Source organism: Prosthecochloris marina (assembly GCF_003182595.1).
Lineage (GTDB): Bacteria > Bacteroidota > Chlorobiia > Chlorobiales > Chlorobiaceae > Prosthecochloris > Prosthecochloris marina.
This window is the reverse complement of record NZ_PDNZ01000012.1, coordinates 19467-40957: the sequence shown is the minus strand read 5'-3', so window position 1 is coordinate 40957 and position 21491 is coordinate 19467. Positions and strand designations below refer to the sequence as shown.

19 protein-coding genes and 1 CRISPR repeat array are annotated in these 21491 nt (G+C 44.8%); of the genes, 13 read left to right on the top strand and 6 right to left on the bottom strand.

The genetic code is table 11. The features are described 5' to 3' along the window. Positions 1 to 440: 440 nt before the first annotated feature. The 10 genes from CR164_RS12615 (at position 441) to CR164_RS12570 (ending at position 12281) form a co-directional block, all read left to right on the top strand. Positions 441 to 1412, top strand: coding sequence for a helix-turn-helix transcriptional regulator (locus CR164_RS12615; protein ID WP_110024356.1), 972 nt, complete (start codon positions 441 to 443; stop codon positions 1410 to 1412). A 63-nt stretch (positions 1413 to 1475) separates the two neighbouring features. Further along, positions 1476 to 2279, top strand: coding sequence for a CRISPR-associated endoribonuclease Cas6 (cas6, locus tag CR164_RS12610; RefSeq protein WP_110024355.1), 804 nt, complete (start codon positions 1476 to 1478; stop codon positions 2277 to 2279). 182 nt (positions 2280 to 2461) lie between these two features. After that, positions 2462 to 3058 (top strand): hypothetical protein, encoded by a 597-nt coding sequence (locus CR164_RS12605; RefSeq protein WP_110024354.1) that lies wholly within the window; start codon positions 2462 to 2464, stop codon positions 3056 to 3058. A gap of 1 nt (position 3059) precedes the next feature. Then, positions 3060 to 5231: a CRISPR-associated helicase Cas3' gene (gene cas3, locus CR164_RS12600; protein WP_110024353.1), complete on the top strand. Its 2172-nt coding sequence runs from the start codon at positions 3060 to 3062 to the stop codon at positions 5229 to 5231. Positions 5232 to 5237: 6 nt separating this feature from the next. Next, positions 5238 to 6638: a hypothetical protein gene (locus CR164_RS12595; RefSeq protein ID WP_110024352.1), complete on the top strand. Its 1401-nt coding sequence runs from the start codon at positions 5238 to 5240 to the stop codon at positions 6636 to 6638. A gap of 17 nt (positions 6639 to 6655) precedes the next feature. Then, positions 6656 to 7720 (top strand): CRISPR-associated protein Cas7, encoded by a 1065-nt coding sequence (locus CR164_RS12590; protein WP_167392948.1) that lies wholly within the window; start codon positions 6656 to 6658, stop codon positions 7718 to 7720. A gap of 44 nt (positions 7721 to 7764) precedes the next feature. Further along, complete coding sequence (cas1b, locus tag CR164_RS12585) at positions 7765 to 8919, top strand: type I-B CRISPR-associated endonuclease Cas1b (protein WP_110024350.1); 1155 nt, start codon at positions 7765 to 7767, stop codon at positions 8917 to 8919. Between the two features lie 65 nt (positions 8920 to 8984). Further along, positions 8985 to 9245 carry a CRISPR-associated endonuclease Cas2 gene (gene cas2 / locus CR164_RS12580; protein WP_110024349.1) on the top strand — a complete coding sequence of 87 codons (261 nt, stop codon included), beginning with the start codon at positions 8985 to 8987 and terminating at the stop codon, positions 9243 to 9245. A gap of 6 nt (positions 9246 to 9251) precedes the next feature. Next, a complete protein-coding gene (cas4, locus tag CR164_RS12575) occupies positions 9252 to 9752 on the top strand; it encodes a CRISPR-associated protein Cas4 (RefSeq protein ID WP_110024348.1) in 501 nt (166 codons plus the stop codon). Positions 9753 to 9984: 232 nt separating this feature from the next. Then, a CRISPR array of direct repeats spans positions 9985 to 11483; the repeat unit is 30 nt; unit sequence CTTGTAATTGCACCAACGTGGAATTGAAAC. A gap of 447 nt (positions 11484 to 11930) precedes the next feature. Then, positions 11931 to 12281: a DUF3127 domain-containing protein gene (locus tag CR164_RS12570; RefSeq protein WP_110024347.1), complete on the top strand. Its 351-nt coding sequence runs from the start codon at positions 11931 to 11933 to the stop codon at positions 12279 to 12281. Between the two features lie 257 nt (positions 12282 to 12538). Here CR164_RS12570 and CR164_RS12565 read toward each other — a convergent pair whose 3' ends face one another. Both CR164_RS12565 and CR164_RS12560 read right to left on the bottom strand, forming a co-directional pair. After that, entirely contained in the window at positions 12539 to 13486 is a 948-nt protein-coding gene (locus CR164_RS12565) for an L-threonylcarbamoyladenylate synthase (RefSeq protein WP_110024346.1), read from the bottom strand. Between the two features lie 15 nt (positions 13487 to 13501). After that, positions 13502 to 14164, bottom strand: coding sequence for a diacylglycerol/polyprenol kinase family protein (locus tag CR164_RS12560; protein ID WP_110024345.1), 663 nt, complete (start codon positions 14162 to 14164; stop codon positions 13502 to 13504). A gap of 325 nt (positions 14165 to 14489) precedes the next feature. On the opposite strand from CR164_RS12560, the gene CR164_RS12555 reads away from it, so the two are divergent. The 3 genes from CR164_RS12555 (at position 14490) to pabB (ending at position 18602) form a co-directional block, all read left to right on the top strand. After that, the gene (locus CR164_RS12555; protein WP_110024344.1) at positions 14490 to 15059 is read left to right on the top strand and encodes a hypothetical protein; all 570 of its coding nucleotides are present in this window, start codon (positions 14490 to 14492) and stop codon (positions 15057 to 15059) included. A gap of 164 nt (positions 15060 to 15223) precedes the next feature. Next, the gene (locus CR164_RS12550) at positions 15224 to 16792 is read left to right on the top strand and encodes a Ppx/GppA phosphatase family protein (protein WP_110024343.1); all 1569 of its coding nucleotides are present in this window, start codon (positions 15224 to 15226) and stop codon (positions 16790 to 16792) included. After that, positions 16776 to 18602: an aminodeoxychorismate synthase component I gene (pabB, locus tag CR164_RS12545; RefSeq protein WP_110024342.1), complete on the top strand. Its 1827-nt coding sequence runs from the start codon at positions 16776 to 16778 to the stop codon at positions 18600 to 18602. The genes CR164_RS12550 and pabB overlap by 17 nt, the downstream gene beginning before the upstream one ends. A gap of 83 nt (positions 18603 to 18685) precedes the next feature. On the opposite strand, the gene CR164_RS12540 is transcribed toward pabB, so the two are convergent. From CR164_RS12540 to nusB, 4 genes are all read right to left on the bottom strand, one after another. Next, positions 18686 to 19132 carry a hypothetical protein gene (locus tag CR164_RS12540; RefSeq protein ID WP_110024341.1) on the bottom strand — a complete coding sequence of 149 codons (447 nt, stop codon included), beginning with the start codon at positions 19130 to 19132 and terminating at the stop codon, positions 18686 to 18688. A gap of 476 nt (positions 19133 to 19608) precedes the next feature. Next, complete coding sequence (gene nth / locus CR164_RS12535) at positions 19609 to 20244, bottom strand: endonuclease III (RefSeq protein ID WP_110024340.1); 636 nt, start codon at positions 20242 to 20244, stop codon at positions 19609 to 19611. A 14-nt stretch (positions 20245 to 20258) separates the two neighbouring features. After that, positions 20259 to 20954 carry a metallophosphoesterase family protein gene (locus CR164_RS12530; RefSeq protein ID WP_110024339.1) on the bottom strand — a complete coding sequence of 232 codons (696 nt, stop codon included), beginning with the start codon at positions 20952 to 20954 and terminating at the stop codon, positions 20259 to 20261. Positions 20955 to 20971: 17 nt separating this feature from the next. Beyond that, complete coding sequence (nusB, locus tag CR164_RS12525; protein WP_110024338.1) at positions 20972 to 21478, bottom strand: transcription antitermination factor NusB; 507 nt, start codon at positions 21476 to 21478, stop codon at positions 20972 to 20974. Positions 21479 to 21491 lie beyond the last annotated feature (13 nt).

Here is a 21491-nt window from a genome sequence, read left to right as displayed (position 1 = left end):
AAGATCGTTGGAAGACCGTCTCTTGTGACCTTAAGTTTCCTTTGCGGATGTTGTCTTCACCGATCGCAAGCATTTTCTTAATAGTCCCAAAGCATTCCATTAAAAGATGCAGAACAGCTTTCTCCATCGACCAGGAGGTTTGACTGAGGCCGATGTTTTTTTTGCTAAAAAAATGCAAATTATTTACAACGTCCCCTAATATGTTTTTGAAAAGGGTTGATGTATTTTTATTGAAAAATACGAATAGTATTGCTAATGTGTAATTGTCAGGAATATTGATGGTTATGAAGTGTGGGAGCGAACTTTTGTGAGTTCTTGGTGGGGTTGTAAAGGTTGAGATGGAAAGATATTTGGGCGGTTAGTGCAGAAAAAACGTTCATGGGGCGGCGGATGTCCCATACTCCCTCGTATACTGGTGCTGTAACCAAAACAGTAAAGGGATGAAACAGTCTCGACCTCCACTTGTGCGCATGTATTTTCTCGACGAGCAGTTGAGAAACAATAAATATCCGAACTGTACGTCGGTGGCATCGTATTTCGAGGTTCACCGGAAAACAATCCAGCGGGATGTCGAGTATTTGCGCGATATGCTCCGGGCGCCCATTGAATACGATAAAAAGAAGAAAGGGTACTTTTATCGCGAAAACTGGCTCTTTCTTCCATCCGCGTTTCTCGAACAGGATGAAGCCGAGGCGCTCAAAGCAACGAAAAAGGTTCTCTCTCAATACAGGGGGACACCCTACTACAATGAGGTCAGCCGGGCTCTCGACAAGGTAATGCAGTATCTTCCCGGGACGCTTGGCGAGAGTGAACTCTTCAGCATTTACTCCTTCGAACAACCTGCAGGCACTCATGATGTTTCGCATCATTTCATTACCCTCGAAGATGCAATCCGCCAGAGATTGAAGGTCCATGTCGCCTATGATGCTCATTCAAGCGGAGCGGTGACGGAGCGGACGATACACCCATTTCGATTGCACTACTCACATGGAGCCCAGACATGGTATCTCGTGGCTCACTGTGAGCTTCGCAAAGACATCCGCACATTCGTGGTCAGCAGAATCAAAAAGTTGCAGTTGCAGAAAACACATTTCAACATACCGGCTGACTTTTCTGTTGACGAATTCCTGTCGAAAACATTCGATCAGGTTGTCGGCGAAACGGAACAGACGGTATCCGTTCGCTTTTCAGCCTATCAGGCCCCCTGGATCAAAGAAAGGCAGTGGCACCCTTCTCAGCAGATAACAGAACATGACGATGGATGCATCGCCGTTCATTTCCGAGTCAGCGGCCTCGATGCAATCAAGCGCTGGGTCATGCGCTACGGCAAAGAAGCCGAAGTGCTCGAACCGCAGGAACTGCGGGATATGGTTAGGAGTGAAGTTCAGGAGATGGGGGTGGTGTATGGTTAGGAATCACCTGTCCGATATAATATCAATGTGTTATTGCAAAATATAATCATCAATAATACAGCAATGAGACTTAAGTTAACACTACGACAGCAAAGGCCGGTAGAGCGAATCCCCCTTAATTACAGCTACCACATGGCCGCTACGATATACAGTACCCTTACCCGGTCATCAGATGAGTATGCAACTAAATTGCATGATCGTGGGTATGCTCCGGAAGGTAGCCGGCAAAAATTCAAATATTTCACCTTTTCAAACCTTCAGATTCCAGTTCGCAAAATTGAGAACGGTGAGATTGTTTCCCGTTCACGGCAAGTAACGTTCTATCTCTCGTCGCCGAAGGAAGAGTTTCTCCAGCATCTGATTCTCGGCCTGTTTGCCGAAGGGTCATTGCGGATTCACAATGCATTGTTCGGCAAAGAGTGTATCGAGAAGCTTTCCGAACCGGAGTGGTCGGAAAGTATGACTTTTTCCATGCTTTCGCCTCTTGCAGTTTCAGCGTATCGTGATCCATCAACGGGCATGAACACAAAGGAATATCTACGTTATGACGATGAACGTCTGTCGAACGTTCTTTTGCACAACCTTCAGGCTAAGTATCTCGGTCTATTTGGTTGTGAACCTCCTGAGAATGGTGCTCCCTTTTCTGTTAGGTTTGAAGAAGAGTATCTGAACCGGGTCCGGGAGAAAGGCAGGAGCGTGGAAAAGCTGATTACCATCAAAGACTCTAACGGCAGAGAGACCAGGGTCAAGGCGATCCAATGTCCCTTTACGGTTACCGGTCATCCCGAATTGGTCAAGGTCGGCTATGAATGCGGATTCGGGGAGAACAATTCAATGGGGTTCGGAATGGTGAAGGTTAGCTCATGAACAATACGATTTGTTCGAAAAAACATCTTGTTCGATAAAAAATAAACATAGGGTTTTCCTATGAACAAAATCAAGTGGGTATGGTTGGACTTTCAAACAAGGAAGAACAACTAAAGCGTTTGAAATACTTTGTGTGCTATTTCAAGTGAAACAGTTTTGATGATTGTTATAAAATTAATTCTATGTACTACATCGTTAGATATTCCGGTCCTTTTGGATTTATAAAGCCGTGGACTGCTGTTAGAGATAGCGAGACGTTTAGTCAACAGTTTTTAACTCCCTCAATAGTTACAGGGATTGAGCGAAAGCTTTTTCCTGAATTGCTCGAAGATGATGATGGTGAAATAAAAAAGATTGTCGGTCATCGTCTGAGCTATAAGCAGATATCTCAACAACAAGAACAAATTCAACCGCGAGGTTGGAACGAGAAAGGCACAAGAAACAACAAATCTTATGAACGCCCTTATGCAATATTGGTTCGAGGCGTTATGCTGGAGCCTGTTTTGTTTCTTGCTTTTCAAAATTCGAATGATGCCAAGATAGCAACAAAACAGCATATTTGTCTTTCGAGAAATGAAGATCTTCTTTATCCGAGTGATGAAATATTAGAGGTGAGTAAAGAAGACTTTGATTCTGATGAAAGTTTGTTTTCTGGATTTGAGCTGATCTTTGAAAAGAATGAACAATCATTTCTCGTAGGATATAACAGATATAAGCAAAATGAAAAAATGTTCGGGTATATAAAGATTGTAGGAACGCCTGTGAAAAACAATTATTGATATGGAATGGGTTTGTTCTCACATAAAAGCTAAAGGATATCCTGAAGAAACCACGTTACACGAACATTTGCTTTTGGTTGGCAATGTTGCAGAAAAGATTGCGATCTATTCAAACATGAGTCCACAAATCGCAAGACTTGGCGCAATTCTGCACGATATTGGGAAGGCAAGCACGGTGTTTCAGCAACGTTTAACCGAAAAGAAAAAACCTGATACCCCGTTTCGTCATGAAATTGCCTCTTGTTTTTTCATTTCTTTATTTGATAAAGAATTCCATCCTGTATTGATTGAGATGGTTATTGCACATCATAAATCTATTGCAGAAGATGCCAGAAGAAAAGGTATTCTTGATTTGATTGAGGATCGTGATAACACTTTCGAACTGCATTGTAAAGATTGGGAATTATGGAAAAATGATGCGCTTAAACTTCTTTCTGCTTTTGGAATCGCTGTTTGCAACATCAGCTTAGAAGACGCACAAGCGTCTTACGATGAGGTGGCTGCGTACTGCGAAGACGTCGTTCTTGAGCGAGGTTATTCTGAATGGCGCGGCCTTTTAATGGCTGCTGACCACTTTGCTTCCGCACTTTCCGATAAGACGGATGACTATCTTGAAAGAATTTTTAAACACCCAAAGCTTGATTTCTATAATCGCAGACACCAGCTTTATCCGCTCTCATTAAAAAGCGCTTCTTCTGGAGAAAAGCATACGATGGTTGTGGCCTCCACCGGCGCAGGGAAGACGGACTTTTTGTTCAGAAGATGTAAAGGGCGGATATTTTATACCTTGCCATTTCAAGCCTCCATCAATGCCATGTATAAGCGTGTGAAAAATGATCTTTCAACGGATAACCCCGATATGGATATTCGCTTACTCCATGCGGCTTCAAAAATTGTATTGGAAGGCAAATCCAGAGAAGAAAAAATTATTCAAGGCCATGTCGGTGCTGCCGTAAAAGTTCTCACGCCTCACCAAATCGCAGCAATTGCATTCGGCACAAACGGTTACGAAGCCATGATTATGGACATCAAAGGCTGCGATGTCATTTTGGATGAAATTCACACCTACACCGAGGTGACGCGAGCAATTGTGCTGAAGATCATTCAGGTGCTTAAACATCTCGGCTGCAATATTCATATCGGGACGGCGACCATGCCGAAGCTGCTTTACAACCGCATTATTGATTTGCTCGGAAAAGAAAATGTACTGGAAGTGCAGCTGGAGGAGAATGAGCAGGAACAATTCAATCGGCACATCATTCATAAAATCGACAGTTGGGAGATCGCTGCTGAGGTCGTCGCACAATCGGTAAATGAACAGAAAAAAGTTCTGGTTGTTTGCAATCGGGTCAAAGCAGCGCAAGAAAAGTATACCAGGCTTAAGAGACTATTCCCCGAAACACCGATTCTCCTGATTCACAGCCGATTTACCAAAGGCGATAGAGATGAAAAGGAACGCCTGTTGCTCGGGCTTGCCGAAGACGGCAAGCCCAACGGCCATTTTAACTCTTCTACTGAGGCATGCATTGTGGTTGCAACACAAGTCGTCGAGGTTAGCCTGGATCTCAGTTTTGACGTTATGGTTACGGAAGGAGCGCCCTTGGATGCGCTTATTCAACGGTTTGGCCGGGTAAATCGCAGGAGAACGAAAGAGACTATCGGCACATATAAACCCGTTTATGTTTTGCCGCCACCCGAAAACGATAAAGAAGCAAAACCCTATGACATTGAACTTATCAATCGTAGTTATGATGTTTTGCCAAACGGTGAGGTGTTGGAAGAAAAATCATTGCAGGGGAAAATAGATGACGTTTTTACCGAGATCGATTTTTTAACAATCGAAGAACATTCCGTTTTCAAAGAGACGGGCAAATGGAGCATTGATAAGCTCACGCATAATAGCAAAGCAATTCTTCTTGAGTTATTGGATATTGATAGTGTGAGCTGTATTCTTGAGGCCGATAGGGAGGTTTATGTGCAGGCAAATTATGAGGATCGTTATAAAATGGAGATTCATACAAGATATTATGTCGTTAAAGATCTTCAGCAATTCAAGGATGAATACAGCTCGTCTCCTTTTATTATTCCAGATAAAGCATATAGCAGAGATTTAGGCCTTATTGAAGACTTAGCTAAACCGGAAAATTATAATGTTGAATACTCATTTTTATAAGGTGTTATGATAGCGATAACAGTCGGTCGAACATTTTTGAATGCATATAATGAGAGATTTGAGGAAAATCTTTCAGCAAAAGAATTTTTTGATAAAGTTTATTTCGAATACTTTTTCAATCATCCTAAATACATGCAGTGGATTACAAACTCACCGTTTGTACAAATGAAATCTGGTCAAAAACCCCATTTACTACAACCTGAGGAACGAATCGAAAAATTAGCAAATTTACATCAAAAAATTTCCGGTGGTGAAAAGGACGCAAGCATTGCTATTGGATTTCCTGCGGCTGAGGAAAAGGAATTCGCTACAACCTCCGGGTTGGTTACCGATATTGAGTTCCAGATTGAAGAAGAAGATCTCTATTTGTCCTGGATTGGCGGTGGCTTGGGTATCGGGGTTGCAGGAGGTTATTCTGTTTTTTTTAACGAGCCGGAAATTTTGATAAAACTTTACGAAGGCTGGAAAATTTACAGGAAATACCTGAACGATCCAACGTTACAAAACCTTAAAGGCAATCAAATCAATACATGGAATGGGCAATGGTTGAATTTTGCTTACAGAAAACGATTTCGTGAAGATTTTGATTTTGCACGACTTCATGCACAAAATGTGTTTTCCGTTAATGATAAAGTGATTGAAGTCAATACAATAAACTGGAGTGAACTCTTTTTTAATATTTCAAATAAATTTCCCGCACACACTTTTAGCGGATATGTTTATAGCTTGGGTCAAACAAATAAAACGCTTGGGTTTTATCCTTTTTATTTTTCTCAAGCGAGGAAAATAACCGATTACTATAAAGTATTGTTCGGAGAACAAGTTGCATTAAATGATAGGCAAGCGTATGAGTCGCTTTTTGGGCTTCATATAAAGCGTGCTTGCGAATTAGGGTCAATCGGCTTGCAGGCTTTAGAGCCGAAATACTTGAGAAAATATTATGGCAAAGATTCTAACCTGAAAATGACTAAGCCTCGAGTGGCTCAAAAAAAAGGAGAGTCGGAAGAGGATTATGAAGTTAGGAAAAGCAGCGTTGAGCAAAAAGATTATGAAAACCTTATTACTTTCAGAACCTATAAAACATGGTTATTAGCGATGATAACAAAAAACAAGGAAGAATCCCTTAACTATACTGCCGAAGTTGCTAAAGCGCTTCATGAGTATAGAGAAGGCTCAACAAAGACTGATAGAAAAAATCTTATTCAGTCCGAACTTTTAGCTGCTAAAAATAAGAAGCCATTTTTAGACGCCCTAACAACGTTGATTAAAGATGTTCATGAAAGCAATCTTGAGATGTTCAAAAACCTGCGTGATAAAGTACATCTGATGTCAGCTGAGGATTTCGGCTACTTTGTCGTGCTACTCAAATTTGACTACGCCTATGCAGAGCGAGAAAGAAATTTATAAACCCTAAAAAAATGAATATGAGCACCATTTATGTTAGAACGCTCAAAAGAGCGGAGCATACCGTGTTTTGTGTTGCAGACGGGCAAAAATCATATTACGACCCTCAATTCAACCGCCGTATCCCCTATTCCAGCGGGCAACAGGTCAAACGCTCAATTCTTGAGGCACTCTCAAAAGAGTTGAATCAAGTTCCTTCTCCGACCACATTTTTATTTGATGTGGATAATAAGGGTGTGATGAAAGAAGGTGAAGTCTATGCATCTTGCGATCCGACATATTCAGACCAGCTATTCGGGGGCTGGATGAAAGCTGCAAAAGGCGGAAAAGATAGAACCTTAAAAAGAAGAAGCCCGCTTTCCATCTCGGCAATGAGAGGGCTGCATCCGTTGCTTTCAGGCGTTGATTCGGAAAATATTTCCTTTGACCGAAGTGACAGGCCAAACAATGAAGTTATTGTAAGGAATGATAAAGGAGAGACGTTAAGCGTAGAAGAAATTACAGAGCTTTTGCTTGGAAAAGACAGAAGCCTGAACAGAAAGTGGATTCCTGATAACAGAAGAGCGACGGGGCTTTTTGTTCAGGACATCGCGATTGATTTGCGCCGGTTGTTTTGCGTTTCTCTGAGCAAATTGGAACCAGAAATTACGGAAGAAACGGAAGCGCATTTGCGCCAAGCCGGATGGACGGAAGCTGAAACTGTTTTCGGTGCGTGTTTGCTTGCCCCGAGGGAAGAGCGTGAACGCTTGATTAAAGGGCTTGCTAACGCGATTATTAACTGGTCAATTACTTCAAACCAGGCGCGTACGTTCAGTTTGATGGAAACTTTGGCTATTTCTATTTCAGACAATGCGAATAAAATTGCCGGAAGCATTAGGGCAAAACTGAAGGAAGATGAAGAAAATAAAGCAGAGCCAATAATAGAAGAGGATATGGTGGGTGTTGAAACGTATGTCACTTTAGCTGCAGGTGGTTATATCAGAACGAAAAAAGAATCTGTTTATGCACTCGATGAAGCGGAGAAATCTTTGATTAAAAAAATGAGTGAGTTCGATTATGAGTATCAAATTGCCACAGCGTCATAAAATAACGCGGGATAACATAAATCATCTCCGATACATTTTGCCTTATGCCTTTCACGATCCCGACAAAACAACCGTTTTATATCTTTTCGAACGGTGTTCTCCAGCGGAAGGAGAACACCATCTGTTTTGTGCCGTATGCAACGCAGGAAGAAGTGACGGTTGAATCAGATCCTTCGCTCTACCTTGAGCCAGATGAACAGGAGACCTATGGGCTCAATCCGTTTGATGATACCCTGCTCAATACTGGCGGGAGGAGAGTGATTCCGATAAACAACATCGACTCGTTTTTCGTTTTCGGGGAGGTGAATTTCAATTCGAAGTTCCTGAACTTCCTGACCAGGAACCGCATCCCTATGCATCTGTTCAATTATTACGGGTTTTATTCCGGTTCGTACTATCCGCGTGAGCATTTGTTGTCAGGATATGTGGTCGTGCATCAGGTCAAGTACTACAGTGCAAAGAAAAAACGGATGGAGCTTGCCCGTGAGTTTATAGGAGCAGCGGCAGGGAACATAGTGCGGAACCTGAAATACTACACAGCAGATTCACGGCAGGGTGCTCTGGGGCCTGAGAGCCTTGAATTACTTTTTCATACCATAACACAAATCGAATCACTTTTGGCGGGTATCGTGAATGCTCCGGATATTCCTGAACTGATGGGTATCGAGGGGAATATTCGTAAGGTGTACTATCAGGTATGGCAGCATCTGCTTCGCTCGGCTGATCCAGCGTTTTCATTTTCGGAACGAGTCAAGCGTCCGCCGGATAATGCAGTCAACGCGCTCGTATCGTTCGGCAATAGCTTGATGTATTCAGCTTGCCTCACGGAAATTTACCGAACACAACTTAATCCCACAGTATCTTTTCTTCACGAACCTTCGGAGCGCCGATTTTCGCTTGCCCTTGATTTGGCTGAAATTTTCAAACCAATGTTTATTGACCGAATGATTTTCAAGCTGGTCAACACCAGGGAGATTCAGGCCAAACATTTTACCAGTGCCTTGAATTTCTGTCACTTGAACGATGCAGGACGAAAAATTGTGGTCAAGGAATTTGAGGAGAGGATGCGCACAACCATAAAGCATAGGGGCCTTGGCAGGAATGTTTCGTACCGTAGGCTCATTCGTTTGGAGTGCTACAAACTTATTAAACACCTTATCGGTGAGGAACCCTACCGCGCATTCCGAAGCTGGTGGTAGGACAAATGCCGATTCTTTCAGGAGAGATGATAATCCATAATCAAAAATCATAATTCTTAGCAAAGATGTACTACATAGCGGTTTATGATGTCGGGGAAAAAAGGGTTGGTAAAATGCTGAAGATCTTTCGCAAATATATGCATCATATCCAGAACTCCGTTTTTGAAGGTGAGATGACTCCTGCGTCATATCAGAAACTTAAATATGAGGCGGGCAGGTTCTGCAATGAAGAAGCAGACTCTATCATCTTTTTTGAGTTGAACGGCAAGTATATGAACAAAGAAATTATAGGTACGGAAAAAAGGCCGGCTTCCAATTTTCTTTGATACGTTATGCTCTATCCAAAGGTCAACGGGACAAAAATCAGTTACTATTTTATTTGTCATCGAAAGCTGTGGCTTTTTGATCGGCAACTACAGTTTGAGAGCGATTTCAGTGCCGTGGAAGAAGGCAAGTTCATCAGTGAGACAACGTATCCTGAGGAACGGCATGAAATTCAGTTAAGCGATGGAGCTGTACTTGATTTCTATGACAAGCGGCACAAAGTGGTGCATGAGGTGAAAAAATCCGACAAGATGGAGGAAGCCCATATCTGGCAACTGAAATATTATTTATTTTACCTGAAGAGTTCTGGAGTTACTTCAGTTACCGGTAGGCTTGATTATCCAAAACTCAAGAAAACCCTTGAAATCGAGTTGTCGAAAAATGACGAACACAAAATTCAAGAAATTTTCGACGATATGACGGCTATTATTAATCGGGTAAACGTCCCTGAGAGGATTAACAAGAAATTCTGCAAAATGTGCGCATATTATGAATTTTGTTGGGCTTAGCATATATATGTGTTGATCAGTATGTCGTCAGGCAGTCTCGATATGCCTGTTTGAAATCAGAAGTGCTCCTGAAAAAGCCAGCCTTGGTTTTCTATCTTCCCTGAAAATAATAAATTAAAAATGTCGTCGGGGTTCCGGGTTTTTCCGGCTATTACACCCTGACGACAAAATTAGGCGATTTATCGAGATGAGACTCAATAAAATCGCCATTCTTCAGCCGAATATATGCCGGCTTGTAATTGCACCAACGTGGAATTGAAACACACAGGATCTTCACAAAAGCCTGATAAATACGGGTATCTTGTAATTGCACCAACGTGGAATTGAAACGCAGCCGTCGGCCCCAGGGCTTCAGGAGTGTGTTCGCTTGTAATTGCACCAACGTGGAATTGAAACGCCGCCCCTCGACGATCGGATGTTCGGCGAATCCGTACTTGTAATTGCACCAACGTGGAATTGAAACCTTATGTTGAAAACGGTTATGTATCGATACTCAAGGCTTGTAATTGCACCAACGTGGAATTGAAACGAATTTGACAAGATTGCTCGTCATCAACGCAGACTTCTTGTAATTGCACCAACGTGGAATTGAAACTTTGTCAAACCCGACCGCTCCCTGAAAAACAATGAGGCTTGTAATTGCACCAACGTGGAATTGAAACCTATTTGTTGCACTATCGAAGTCGCCCGTAGTTCATCCTTGTAATTGCACCAACGTGGAATTGAAACGCTTCTGCGTGCTGTGATAGATCTTCTCTGTCGTATTCTTGTAATTGCACCAACGTGGAATTGAAACTTGGAATCACTTTCTTCGATTTCCTCATGAGACCACTTGTAATTGCACCAACGTGGAATTGAAACTAATGACGAATGCTCCAAGGCATCGACACCCGTCGGTCTTGTAATTGCACCAACGTGGAATTGAAACTCGTCGAGAATATTCAAGTCTACACCCAATACACTGGCCTTGTAATTGCACCAACGTTGAATTGAAACGCATTAAAGCACATCGAACCACGTGTGACCCGGCATCTTGTAATTGCACCAACGTGGAATTGAAACTATCAACACTTTTGTCCGGTAAAGATGGCAGTATGTCAACTTGTAATTGCACCAACGTGGAATTGAAACTATGTCAATTAAAAATGTGTTTTCTCGATACCGTACCTTGTAATTGCACCAACGTGGAATTGAAACATAGTAGTCGGTGAGATCTTCTGAACTGCTCGATCCCCTTGTAATTGCACCAACGTGGAATTGAAACCAAGCAACTTTTCTTGCTTCTCTGCTGCTTTTTTTGCTTGTAATTGCACCAACGTGGAATTGAAACGACATACATGAAGCTCCTGTACTTTGCCGTTGCACGCCTTGTAATTGCACCAACGTGGAATTGAAACAAGCTCAGTTACATACGCCATCAACTGAGCCTCGATACTTGTAATTGCACCAACGTGGAATTGAAACGAGATGTGTCTGAAGAAAAGGCGAAGCGCAGGCCGAGCTTGTAATTGCACCAACGTGGAATTGAAACCTCCTCGAAATCGCGCTGAACCTTCGAGGTCATGTACTTGTAATTGCACCAACGTGGAATTGAAACCCTCGACGATGGTCACACCTGCGTGGATCACTTTAACTTGTAATTGCACCAACGTGGAATTGAAACAAGAGCTCGGCAAGGTGGTCGATGATGGCGTTTACTACCTTGTAATTGCACCAACGTGGAATTGAAACAGAATATCAGTAAAAGGGGGGCGGTCGATGACCTCTTCTTATAATTGCACCAATATGGACATACGGTATCATTGAGGAATTTATTTTGTAGGACGAGCCCCCGATCAACCAGAGTAAGGGTCCCATAAACCCCCGCTCGTTTTTCGTTGCCGTAACTACAGTCTCTTCCATCTCCATCCAGGGAAAATATCCTCGGGATCCTGTGCAACAGCCGGAAGAGGAGAATGCGGTGACCACAATGCCAATAACGTGGAATGCCTGCCTGTTTATTTGGATCAATACTATGTAAAGAAAGGGGATGGAGGTACAATTATTTTACAGCACAAGTGTGAATATTGTATCGCTGCATTTTTCCTGATACAACCGATAGACAATAACTTCTTGTGAAATTCCCGTCACTGTCATTTATTCATGGTTTAACAGCAAGAACAAAACCGGGATAAACACATGGATATCACAGGAACTATAATAGAGGTACTCCTTCCGAAAACAGGGGAAGGCAAAAACGGAAAGTGGAAAAAGCAGGAAGTGATCCTGGAAACTGATGAACAGTATCCGAAAAAAATCTGCTTTTCTTTCTGGGGGGAGAAGGCTGAAAATCCGCTTTTCCGCAACGGTACCGCTGTCAAAATCTCCTTCGATCTTGAAAGCAGAGAGTTCAATGGACGGTGGTACACGGATGCGAAAGGCTGGAGAGTAGAGCCGTCAGGAGGGGCTGCCCCCCAGCCATCCGATGAGGAATCGGTGTACTACGATCAAACAAATTCTCCCGAAGGTAGTGATGATCTACCATTTTAAATAGCGCACTTTACATTGTGGACAGGTTCTCCTGATCATAGTATCTCGGAGGTAATAGCTCCATCTGCACTCAAAGCCTCCGATGGTTTCAACCGACTCAGGTCCTCTTGTCGTGATTGTCGGTTATAGATCTGCGTTTTACTTCCTTTCGTTACGCAGCGCACTATTTCCGTAGCCGTCACCGGCACGCTATTTGGTCTGTATCGGCTATCGTGTGGACTTCGATTGCAGGGGGCGGCATTTGCATGCAGCGAATGTCACTTTTCCGCGGCGCGTTGCAGGCGGTCGCGGATTGCTCTGCCGATGCCTTTTTCTGGCGGCATTTCGCAGTAGATGATTGCTATGTGTTCGCGGTCGCATTCGCGGAAGAAGCTGAAAAGTTTGTGGGCGTATTCTTCAGGAGTCTTGCAGAGGGCGATTTTTGAGACTTTTTCCGGTGGTGAAGACAGGCCTATCCAGGCACTGTTTGCGCTTCCTGTGCAGTCGGAGTAGCCGCCACCGCAAAGTTCGATCTGTGCCGAAGGTGAGTAGTGCGGATACTTGAGCCCGGGGCTTTTGGGTTGCTGGTGTGTTTCTGCCGGGGCTGCTGGAAGCGTTTCGGGAACATATTTTCTGAGGGATTCCAGGCTGACGGCACCGGATCTCAGCAGCCGGGGAGGGTTGTCGGAGCAATCGACAATCGTTGATTCAAGTCCTATAGTGCTTTGCGGACCTTTGAGGACGCAGCGGACTTTGCCTTTCAGGTCATCGTAGACCGCCTGCCAATCGGTCGAGCTCGGACGGCCTGAAATGTTTGCCGAAGGGGCGGCTACCGGATGATTGCATCGTTTCAGAAACTCATTCGCGACAGGGTGTGCCGGACAGCGTATCCCGACGGTTGGCAACCCTCCTGTAACAAGATTCGGGACGGTGGTGTTCTTTTTGAGTATCAGTGTCAGGGGGCCCGGAAAAAAATGTTGAATGAATATCTCGGCTGTTGGAGGGATTTCAGATGCAATGTCCTGTATTTGTTCGGGGGCGTGGATATGCACGATCAGCGGGTTGTCCCCCGGTCTGCCCTTGGCGGCAAAAATGTTTTCGAGAGCTTTTTCATTGGTTATGTCTCCACCGAGGCCATAGACGGTTTCTGTTGGAAAGGCAACCACTTCTCCTCGGTTGAGCCATCTTGCTGCAACGTCAACTGATTCGGTCACTATTGTCTGCATAGGAAAGGAAACTGTTCAGGGGCAGGTTTCGAGCAACGGCAGCTTATCGGGTAAAACAAGAATGTAGTAAAGGTAACAGATAAGAGCGCCTGCCAGAGGTATGGTAAGGTTGTCGTCAACCTTATAGTTCTTTATTCGCAATGAGAGCGCCTCCACCACTGTTGCTGCCAAGGCTGTGACAATGCCGGCGATCAGATCGAGTTTCGGAACAATGAGTACGATCAGGATTGACGATACGAAAAAGGCCAAGCTTCCCTCGAGACTTTTTTCCCCTATTCTGTGCTTTCCGAATTTTCTGCCGACCAGAGCGGCCATCGTATCCGAAATGGCAACCATTGAAAAGCAGGTGATGGCAATGATTTTCGGAAAAAAAAGCACCATTAGCAATGCGGAAAGCGTGATGTACGTCGCTCCATTGAGCTGTAAGGGTTCTTTTTCAAGCTCATGCTCCCTGAGCATCGGATCAAAGGTACAATGATACCAGCGGGATAGCGAAGGGACAAAGTTCTTCAGAAGATCGACCAGAAAAAAACCGAAAAAAAGAGGGGTAAGAAGTACGAGTGCCAGTTCCTTTGTAATGGTGCAGTATATGATGGCAATGGAAACTGAAGAAAGGTGTATGAGCTTACGCGCAACTTCGAATTTGAAATTACAATCAATGCTCTCAGGTTGCTGCATGCTGTTGTTCTTTTCAGCGGTTCTCGGAAAAGGGTTGTCCCGGCTTTTCGAATACGGGTGTAAAGATACGTAACTCCATGAAACCAATATACGTTTCTCTGAAAAAACCGTGTAACGTTCCTCTCTGAACAGCGGATCCGATCAGGTGTGAAAATTCTTCAGTAAAAAGTACATTTTTGTTTCTTTAAGGGATATGACGAAAAAAAAAAGTGTTGTTATAGTGCTTGTTTGAATGTCAAGAAATCTCTATAATCATGGGGTAATGTGGCACCTCAGCTGCATTATATTATTAAACGGTAACACAATTATTAACGGAGAAGTAAAAATGAAACAGTTTAAAACGCTGTTGGTTGCTTTTGTTGCGCTGGCTTTTTCAGCTGGTAATGTTTTTGCAAGTGAAACCCCGAATGCGGATAAAATCGGTTTGGGTTACCAGGGCATTTTTGGCGGTGATGTCCTTCAGGGACTAAGCGCACGCTATTGGGTTGGTGATGAGATTGCTATCGAAGGTAACTTCTTTTATGGAGATGCCTCGCTTGAAGTTGATGATGTTGATGAGTTTGACGGTTCACTGTATCTTTTCACTGGTAAATTTATGTATGCACCGGTGGTAAAAAGCAACAGTCGTTTTTATGTTGGTCTTGAAGGTGGTTTTGGCGGCGTAGATCTCGAGTCCGATGGTGACGACATTGTAGATGACGTCGATGTTTATGTGATTAATCCTCTGATTGGTGCTGAGCATTACTTCAGTGAGTTTTCCGAGCTTGGTTTCAACTGGGAAGTAGGTTACAAGTTTCACATGATCAATGCGGATTTTGACGGTGGTGATGATGATGATCTCGAGCTCGATCTGAATGGTATCAGTGTTGCTCTTGGTGCACACTACTACTTTTAGTCGATGAAGTGAACAGCATTTTTTTTCAAGGCCCGGAATTTTTTCGGGCCTTTTTTTGTCCTCCTATAAATGGCGTATCTTGAGGGCGCCATGAAAACCCCTTTTCGGGTATGTGCAAGGAGCGCTTACGTATTTTTCCAACCTGTTAGCGTGTTTGTTTTTCGATGCATACACAAACAAGAAAAGTTGCGGCAATCGATCTGGGTACCAACTCTTTCCATATGGTGATTGTCGAGGAAAGTGAAGGAAAAGGTATCGTTGAAATCGATCGGGTCAAGGAAATGATTTGCATTGGCCGCGGTAGTATTTCAACCAAAATGCTTGACGAGAAAGCAATGGAGGCGGGTATTACAACGCTAAAGCATTTTCTGGTACTTGCGTCACAGCATGGGGTCAAGCAGGAGAGCATCATTGCGTTTGCCACAAGTGCGATCCGTGAAGCCAAAAACAGGGATGTTTTTTTGCAGAGGGTCAGAGATGAGACCGGTATCAAGATAAAAGTGGTTTCAGGTCTCGAAGAAGCTCAGTTCATTTATTACGGAGTCCGCCGTGCTGTAAGGCTTTCAACCGAACCGGAACTGATTTTCGATATCGGTGGTGGTTCGGTTGAGTTTATCATTGCCGATCATCAAAAGATTTTTTTGCTCGAGAGCCGTAAAGTGGGGGTTGCCCGTATGCTCGAACGTTTCATCACAACTGACCCTATAGCGGACAAAGAGCTCAGTCTGCTCGAGCAGTTTTTTGCAGCAGAACTGTTCTCTTCCACTGAAAAATCAAGAGAGCTGAATATTAAAAGGGCTATCGCCTCTTCGGGAACCGCGCAGAACATTGCCAGGATGATCCGGTCTGCGACGGGGCGTGACGATGAGGTGACACTCAACCAGAGTTCGTTTACACGAAAAGAGTTTCAGAAATTCTATAAGTCAGTCATAGCGATGAATGCATCGCAACGAAAAAAACTTACTGGTCTGGATGAAAAAAGAGTTGATCTGATTGTGCCCGGCCTGGTACTGATGAATGTTATATTTTCTCTTTTCAAGCTCAAAGAGGTTATGATTTCCGACTCGGCTCTTCGTGAGGGCATGGTGGTTCATTACCTTAAGAACAACTGGTCGGATTGTGGTGAGCGGCGGCTCCAACTCAACATCCGTCGTCAAAGTGTCATCGAACTCGGATATCGCTGTGACTGGAACAAAATCCACTCTGAACATATCGCTGCGTTGTGTCTGCAATTGTTCGACCGGTTGCAACCGTTACATGGTTTGAGCAGCCATGAGCGTGAACTGCTCGAATATGCCGCGCTGTTACATAATATCGGTACCTTTATTTCCATTGCATCCCACCACAAACACAGTCAGTATCTCATTCTTAACGGTGAGCTTCGCGGGTTTTCACCGGTGGAAATCAATATTATGGCTAATATCGCCAGGTATCACAGGAAATCTCCTCCCTCGACAAAGCACGAGGCATACAGCCAGCTCAAGTCCAAGCAGCGGCGGGTTGTGGATGTCCTCTCCGGTATTTTACGTATAGCAAACGGACTCGACCGTGGCCATCGCCAGAATATTGTCTCCATCGAAGCCGATATGACGGCCAGCAGTGTTACTATCGGTTTGCATGCAATGCACAATCCCGATATAGAAATCTGGGCTGCAGGAAGAATGAAAGCCTGGCTGGAAACCGTTCTTGAAAGATCTATTCGTTTTGAAGCACGGGATGCTCGAAAAAGATAGCTTGCACGGCACAGCACTTTCCGAAAAACCTTATACGGTTTTATTGGGTGGTTCTTTCCTGAAAAACAGTTCCGGAAGTTCCCTTTTGTTTTCTGATCCGGTCGAATGGATTGAACTCAGGTCTTTCAGGGATATCTACTCCTTTTTCGGGGAGCTCGAGGAACGTCTTGCAAGAGGGTTTTGTCTTGCGGGATATATCGGTTATGAAGCCGGTTACGGCTTCGAGCCTGACTCTTTCAACTCGTTCCATATCCGCAATGACGATTTGCCCTTAGCCTGGTTCGGGGTTTATGATGCTCCGCGATTAGTGAATAAAGAGCAGACTGAGCACATGCTTTCAGGAGATTGTCGTCATAGTGAGCCTGTTTTCGATCTGGCGAAGGAAGCGTATGCTGAAAAGATCAAGCTCATCAAAGAGCATATTGGTGCCGGGGATGTTTATCAGATAAATTTTACCGGGAAATATCGTTTTGAATTTTCAGGAAGCACTCCTGGCCTTTTGGGGTACCTTTCTGGAAGACAGCCTGATGTCTATTCTGCTTTTTTGAATCTTGGAAACCGTCAGATTCTTTCATTGTCACCTGAACTTTTTTTCAGGCTTGAGGGAAGCAGTATCGAAGCCAGGCCGATGAAAGGAACCTCGACGAGAGGAAAAAATGAAGAAGAGGATCGGTTGAGATGTGACTGGCTGCAGTCGGACGAGAAAAACCGGGCTGAAAACCTCATGATCGTAGACCTTTTACGCAACGACCTGGGAAGAATCTGCAAATCCGGCTCGGTTGTAGCACCGGAACTGTTTGTAACCGAAACGTATCCTACACTTCACCAGATGGTTTCTTCGGTTCGAGGTGAGTTGCTCGATGACTGCTCACTTTATGATCTTTTCCGTGCTGTTTTTCCCTGTGGCTCGGTAACAGGAGCGCCGAAGATCAGGGCGATGCAGCTGATACAGGAGCTTGAACGTTCTGCCAGAGGAGTGTATACCGGTGCTGTAGGCTACATTCTGCCCGACAGGTCGATGTGTTTCAATGTTGCGATCCGCACGCTGACGCTCCATGGGAAAAAGGGGGAGTATGGGGCAGGGGGCGGCATCGTATGGGACTCGAAGCCGGACGATGAATTTGCGGAATGCCGCTTGAAAGCAAGGATTCTCGATCCGGAACATGAAAGGAATTTCGGGATTTTCGAGAGTATTCTTTTCAACGGTTCCTATGTCTGGTTGGAGGAACATCTTTCTCGTCTCGAGCAGTCAGCTCTTTGGCTCGGTTTTTCCTTCGATAAAAACAGGAGCCGGCAGGAACTCGAGCGCCTTGCTGAAAAAGAGCTTGTCGGAAAAGGGCGGTACAAGGTCCGGCTCGAACTTTTGAAAGATGGAAAAATCGAGATTTCTTTCGATGAAATCACTCTTCGGCATGCGCGTGATCCGGTAAGGGTTTGCAGGTCGTCGGCCGTTATTCGTTCGGACAATCCTCTCAGAGGCCATAAAACCACAGAGCGCATGCTCTACGATGAGCTGTTTCGAAAAGCGGTAGCCAAAGGATTTGACGAGGTTGTTTTCTGCAATGACAGAGGAGAGGTTACAGAGGGAGCGATCAGTAACATCATCATTGTCAAAGACGGACTGTATTACACTCCTCGACTTTCTTCGGGCCTTCTCAACGGTATTTACCGGCAATATTTTCTTGCTACCCGGCACAATGTGAAGGAAACGGTTCTCTTTATGGAAGATATAGAGGCTGCCGATCTCTTTTTTATCTGCAATTCCGTCAGGGGTTTGAGACAGGCGGTGCTATGTGACGATGTGTTGTGAGTAAACCGGGGCGTGGTATGGATGCCGCTTCGTGAAATATGAGCGGCTCTTTGGCAGGGCGACATCCATACTGCATGCAGTCCTTATGTCAGCTCTATCTTGGTATCGACTGCGTATACCCATTCTCCTTCAGGCCGACTGCGATGGCCCGTCCATAGCTCGAGCGTTATTCCTTTTGATGAATCTACCTGTGAGGTGAAAATTTCAACCTGATAGTACAGTTCATCGAACAACTCTTCCCAGGCGTTTTCGCTGTCACTGAACGACCCTGCAGGAACGAGAGACCCATCGTTTGCCTGAAAATAGTCTGTAATGGCAATAAAGCTGTCAGGCATCAGAAACCCTCCCCGGTATGTACCTCTCGGTCTCTTGACGCCGGGGACTTCAACCCATAATTCCAGTAATGAATCGGCCGTTAACTGCCGGTCTTCCGCCAGACGGGCAAGAATCCGGCGAACAGTATCACTTATAAGTTGTTTATTCGGGGTGGAGAGTTCCTGCAGCTTGAAGTCGGGCGTATGATCTCGCATGGCATGAGCGATTTTAAAGTATTTTTAATCAATGGTTTATTTGAAAATATACTGTTATTCCCTTTTACCATCAACCGTCCTTCCAGCTTATTTGCCTTCCCAAGACATGCCGGGCTGGATTTCGCATCCATGCTGCCTATGGATCCCCGGGTCGCGCTTCGCTTGCCCGAGGATGACTGCGGGAGGGGTGTCATGCCGCACGTGATGCGGCATCCATGGTGACTTTCAGAAGAGGATGGATCCCCGGGTCGCGCTTCGCTTGCCCGAGGATGACAGCGGGAGGGGCGTCATGCCGCACGTGATGCGGCATCCATGATGACTTTCAGAAGAAGATGGATCCCCGGGTCAAGCCCGAGGATGACAAGAGAAGAGATGTCACTCCTTGCATGATACAGCATCCATGGGAAGAAGCAGGAATGTCAATGGAATTCCTGGATCGTGTTTCGTTTTCTTGGAAGGAATGGGGTCGTGAACGCTCAAACCGTTTTGTCGGGATAACTGCAGGCTGCTGTGATCGGGCACTCGGCGCACAAGGGTTTTCTTGCTTTGCATACATACCGGCCGTGCAGTACAAGATAGTGGTGGAACGCTATGACCAGTTCAGGTGGAATGACTGCAACCAGTGCATCTTCGGTATCGCGTGGTTTATCCGTCGTTACCAGCCCGATCCGGTTCGAAACCCTGTGTACATGCGTATCGACAGGCATTACGGGCTGATGGAATGCGTTGCTGAGTACAACGTTGGCTGTTTTTCTGCCGACGCCCGGAAGGTTCTCGAGTTCTTCACGAGTGGAAGGCGTTTCACCGTTGTGAGCGTCAACGATCATCTTGCTGGCTTCAAGAATGTTTTTAGCCTTGTTGTTGAAATAATTGATCGACCGTATGATTGTTTTGAGTTGGTCGAGCTCCATCCGGCTCATACTTTCGGCATCCGGACAGATTTTGAAAAGTTCGGATGTGATGATATTGACCTGTTTGTCCGTAGACTGTGCGCTCAGAATCGTGGCGACCAGAAGCTGAAACGGCGTTGAATGCTTGAGTTCGCTTTTGGGTGAGGGATACTTTGCTCCCAGCGCGTTGTTGATGAACGCTATTTTTTCCTGTATGGTCATATTATGATATCGGTTCAGGAGTCGATGTTTTCAGTTTGCACAATCCTTCTTTCCGGTAGTATAACGGCGCTTAGCCATCCGAATGAAGAATTATCTTTGTAAACGCACCCCGTGTCTATTGCAATGAGTTTTTCAAGTACGACCGGTCTGGAGAGGGGGGTATGACCGCAGACGAGAGTTTTTTCCCAGTTATACCGGTTGTTTTCAAGGTAGTTTGAGCGCAAGTGAGTTCTCATCCAGCAGTAATCCTCAGGCTTCATGTACCGCAGATTATCTTTTATGGTCATTTCCGGATCGATACCGCCATGAGCGAAGAAATAATGCTCCGTTTCGATGTGGTACTTGCAGGATTTCATGAATGCTATGTGCTGTTCGGGAAGATCGAGGCCGTCCTTGCTGTTGTAGGATTCCAGCACGGCAAGACCGCCGTTTCGCAGCCAGAGCGATGACTCATGCGTTTCGAGATAATCAAGAAACATCTGCTCGTGGTTGCCCATAAGGAAGGAACAGTGATACTGTTCACGAAGCTCCAGAAGATAGTCGATGACTTCTTTTGAGTGGGTTCCTCGATCGATGTAATCGCCGAGGAACACCAACTGATCGGTTTCTTGCAGCTCAAGCTTTTCTATGAGACGTTGCAGGGAATAGAGGCAGCCGTGAATATCTCCGATAGCGATGATTCTTTTTTTTTCTGTAAGAGTGTCGACCATGAAAGATAAGCCGTGGTTTACTGTTTTGTTGCTGACTTTTCTCCTTGCTTCAGCTTGGTGTTTTTCGAATTATTGATGAGTCCCCGGCCGCATTTATTGATTTTACCTGAGCTTTTGAGATCATTGAAAATGGCATCGAGTATGCCGTTGACAAACTTGCTGCTTTTATCCGTGCTGTTGAATTTTTTTGCGATTTCGATGGCTTCGTTGATGGAAACCTTGGGGGGGATATCCTCAAAGTAAAGCAGTTCGGCGAGTGCCATGCGCAGGATGTTTTTGTCGATAATCGCTATCCTGCTCATATCCCAGTTAAAAGTGTGTTTTGCTATATAGTTGTCGATTTCTTCCTTGTTCTCTGTGCAGCATTGCAGTAGATCCTTGAAGAATCTTACAGCGTTGGGGTCTTCAGCTATTTCCGCTGTAATCAGCCAGTCGGCAGCCGTTTCCAGATCTGTTTCTCTCAACTCAAGCGTGTGTAATGCTTGTATGATTTTTTCGCGAATCCTTCGGCGGTAGGTTTTCATAAGAGAGGGTTGA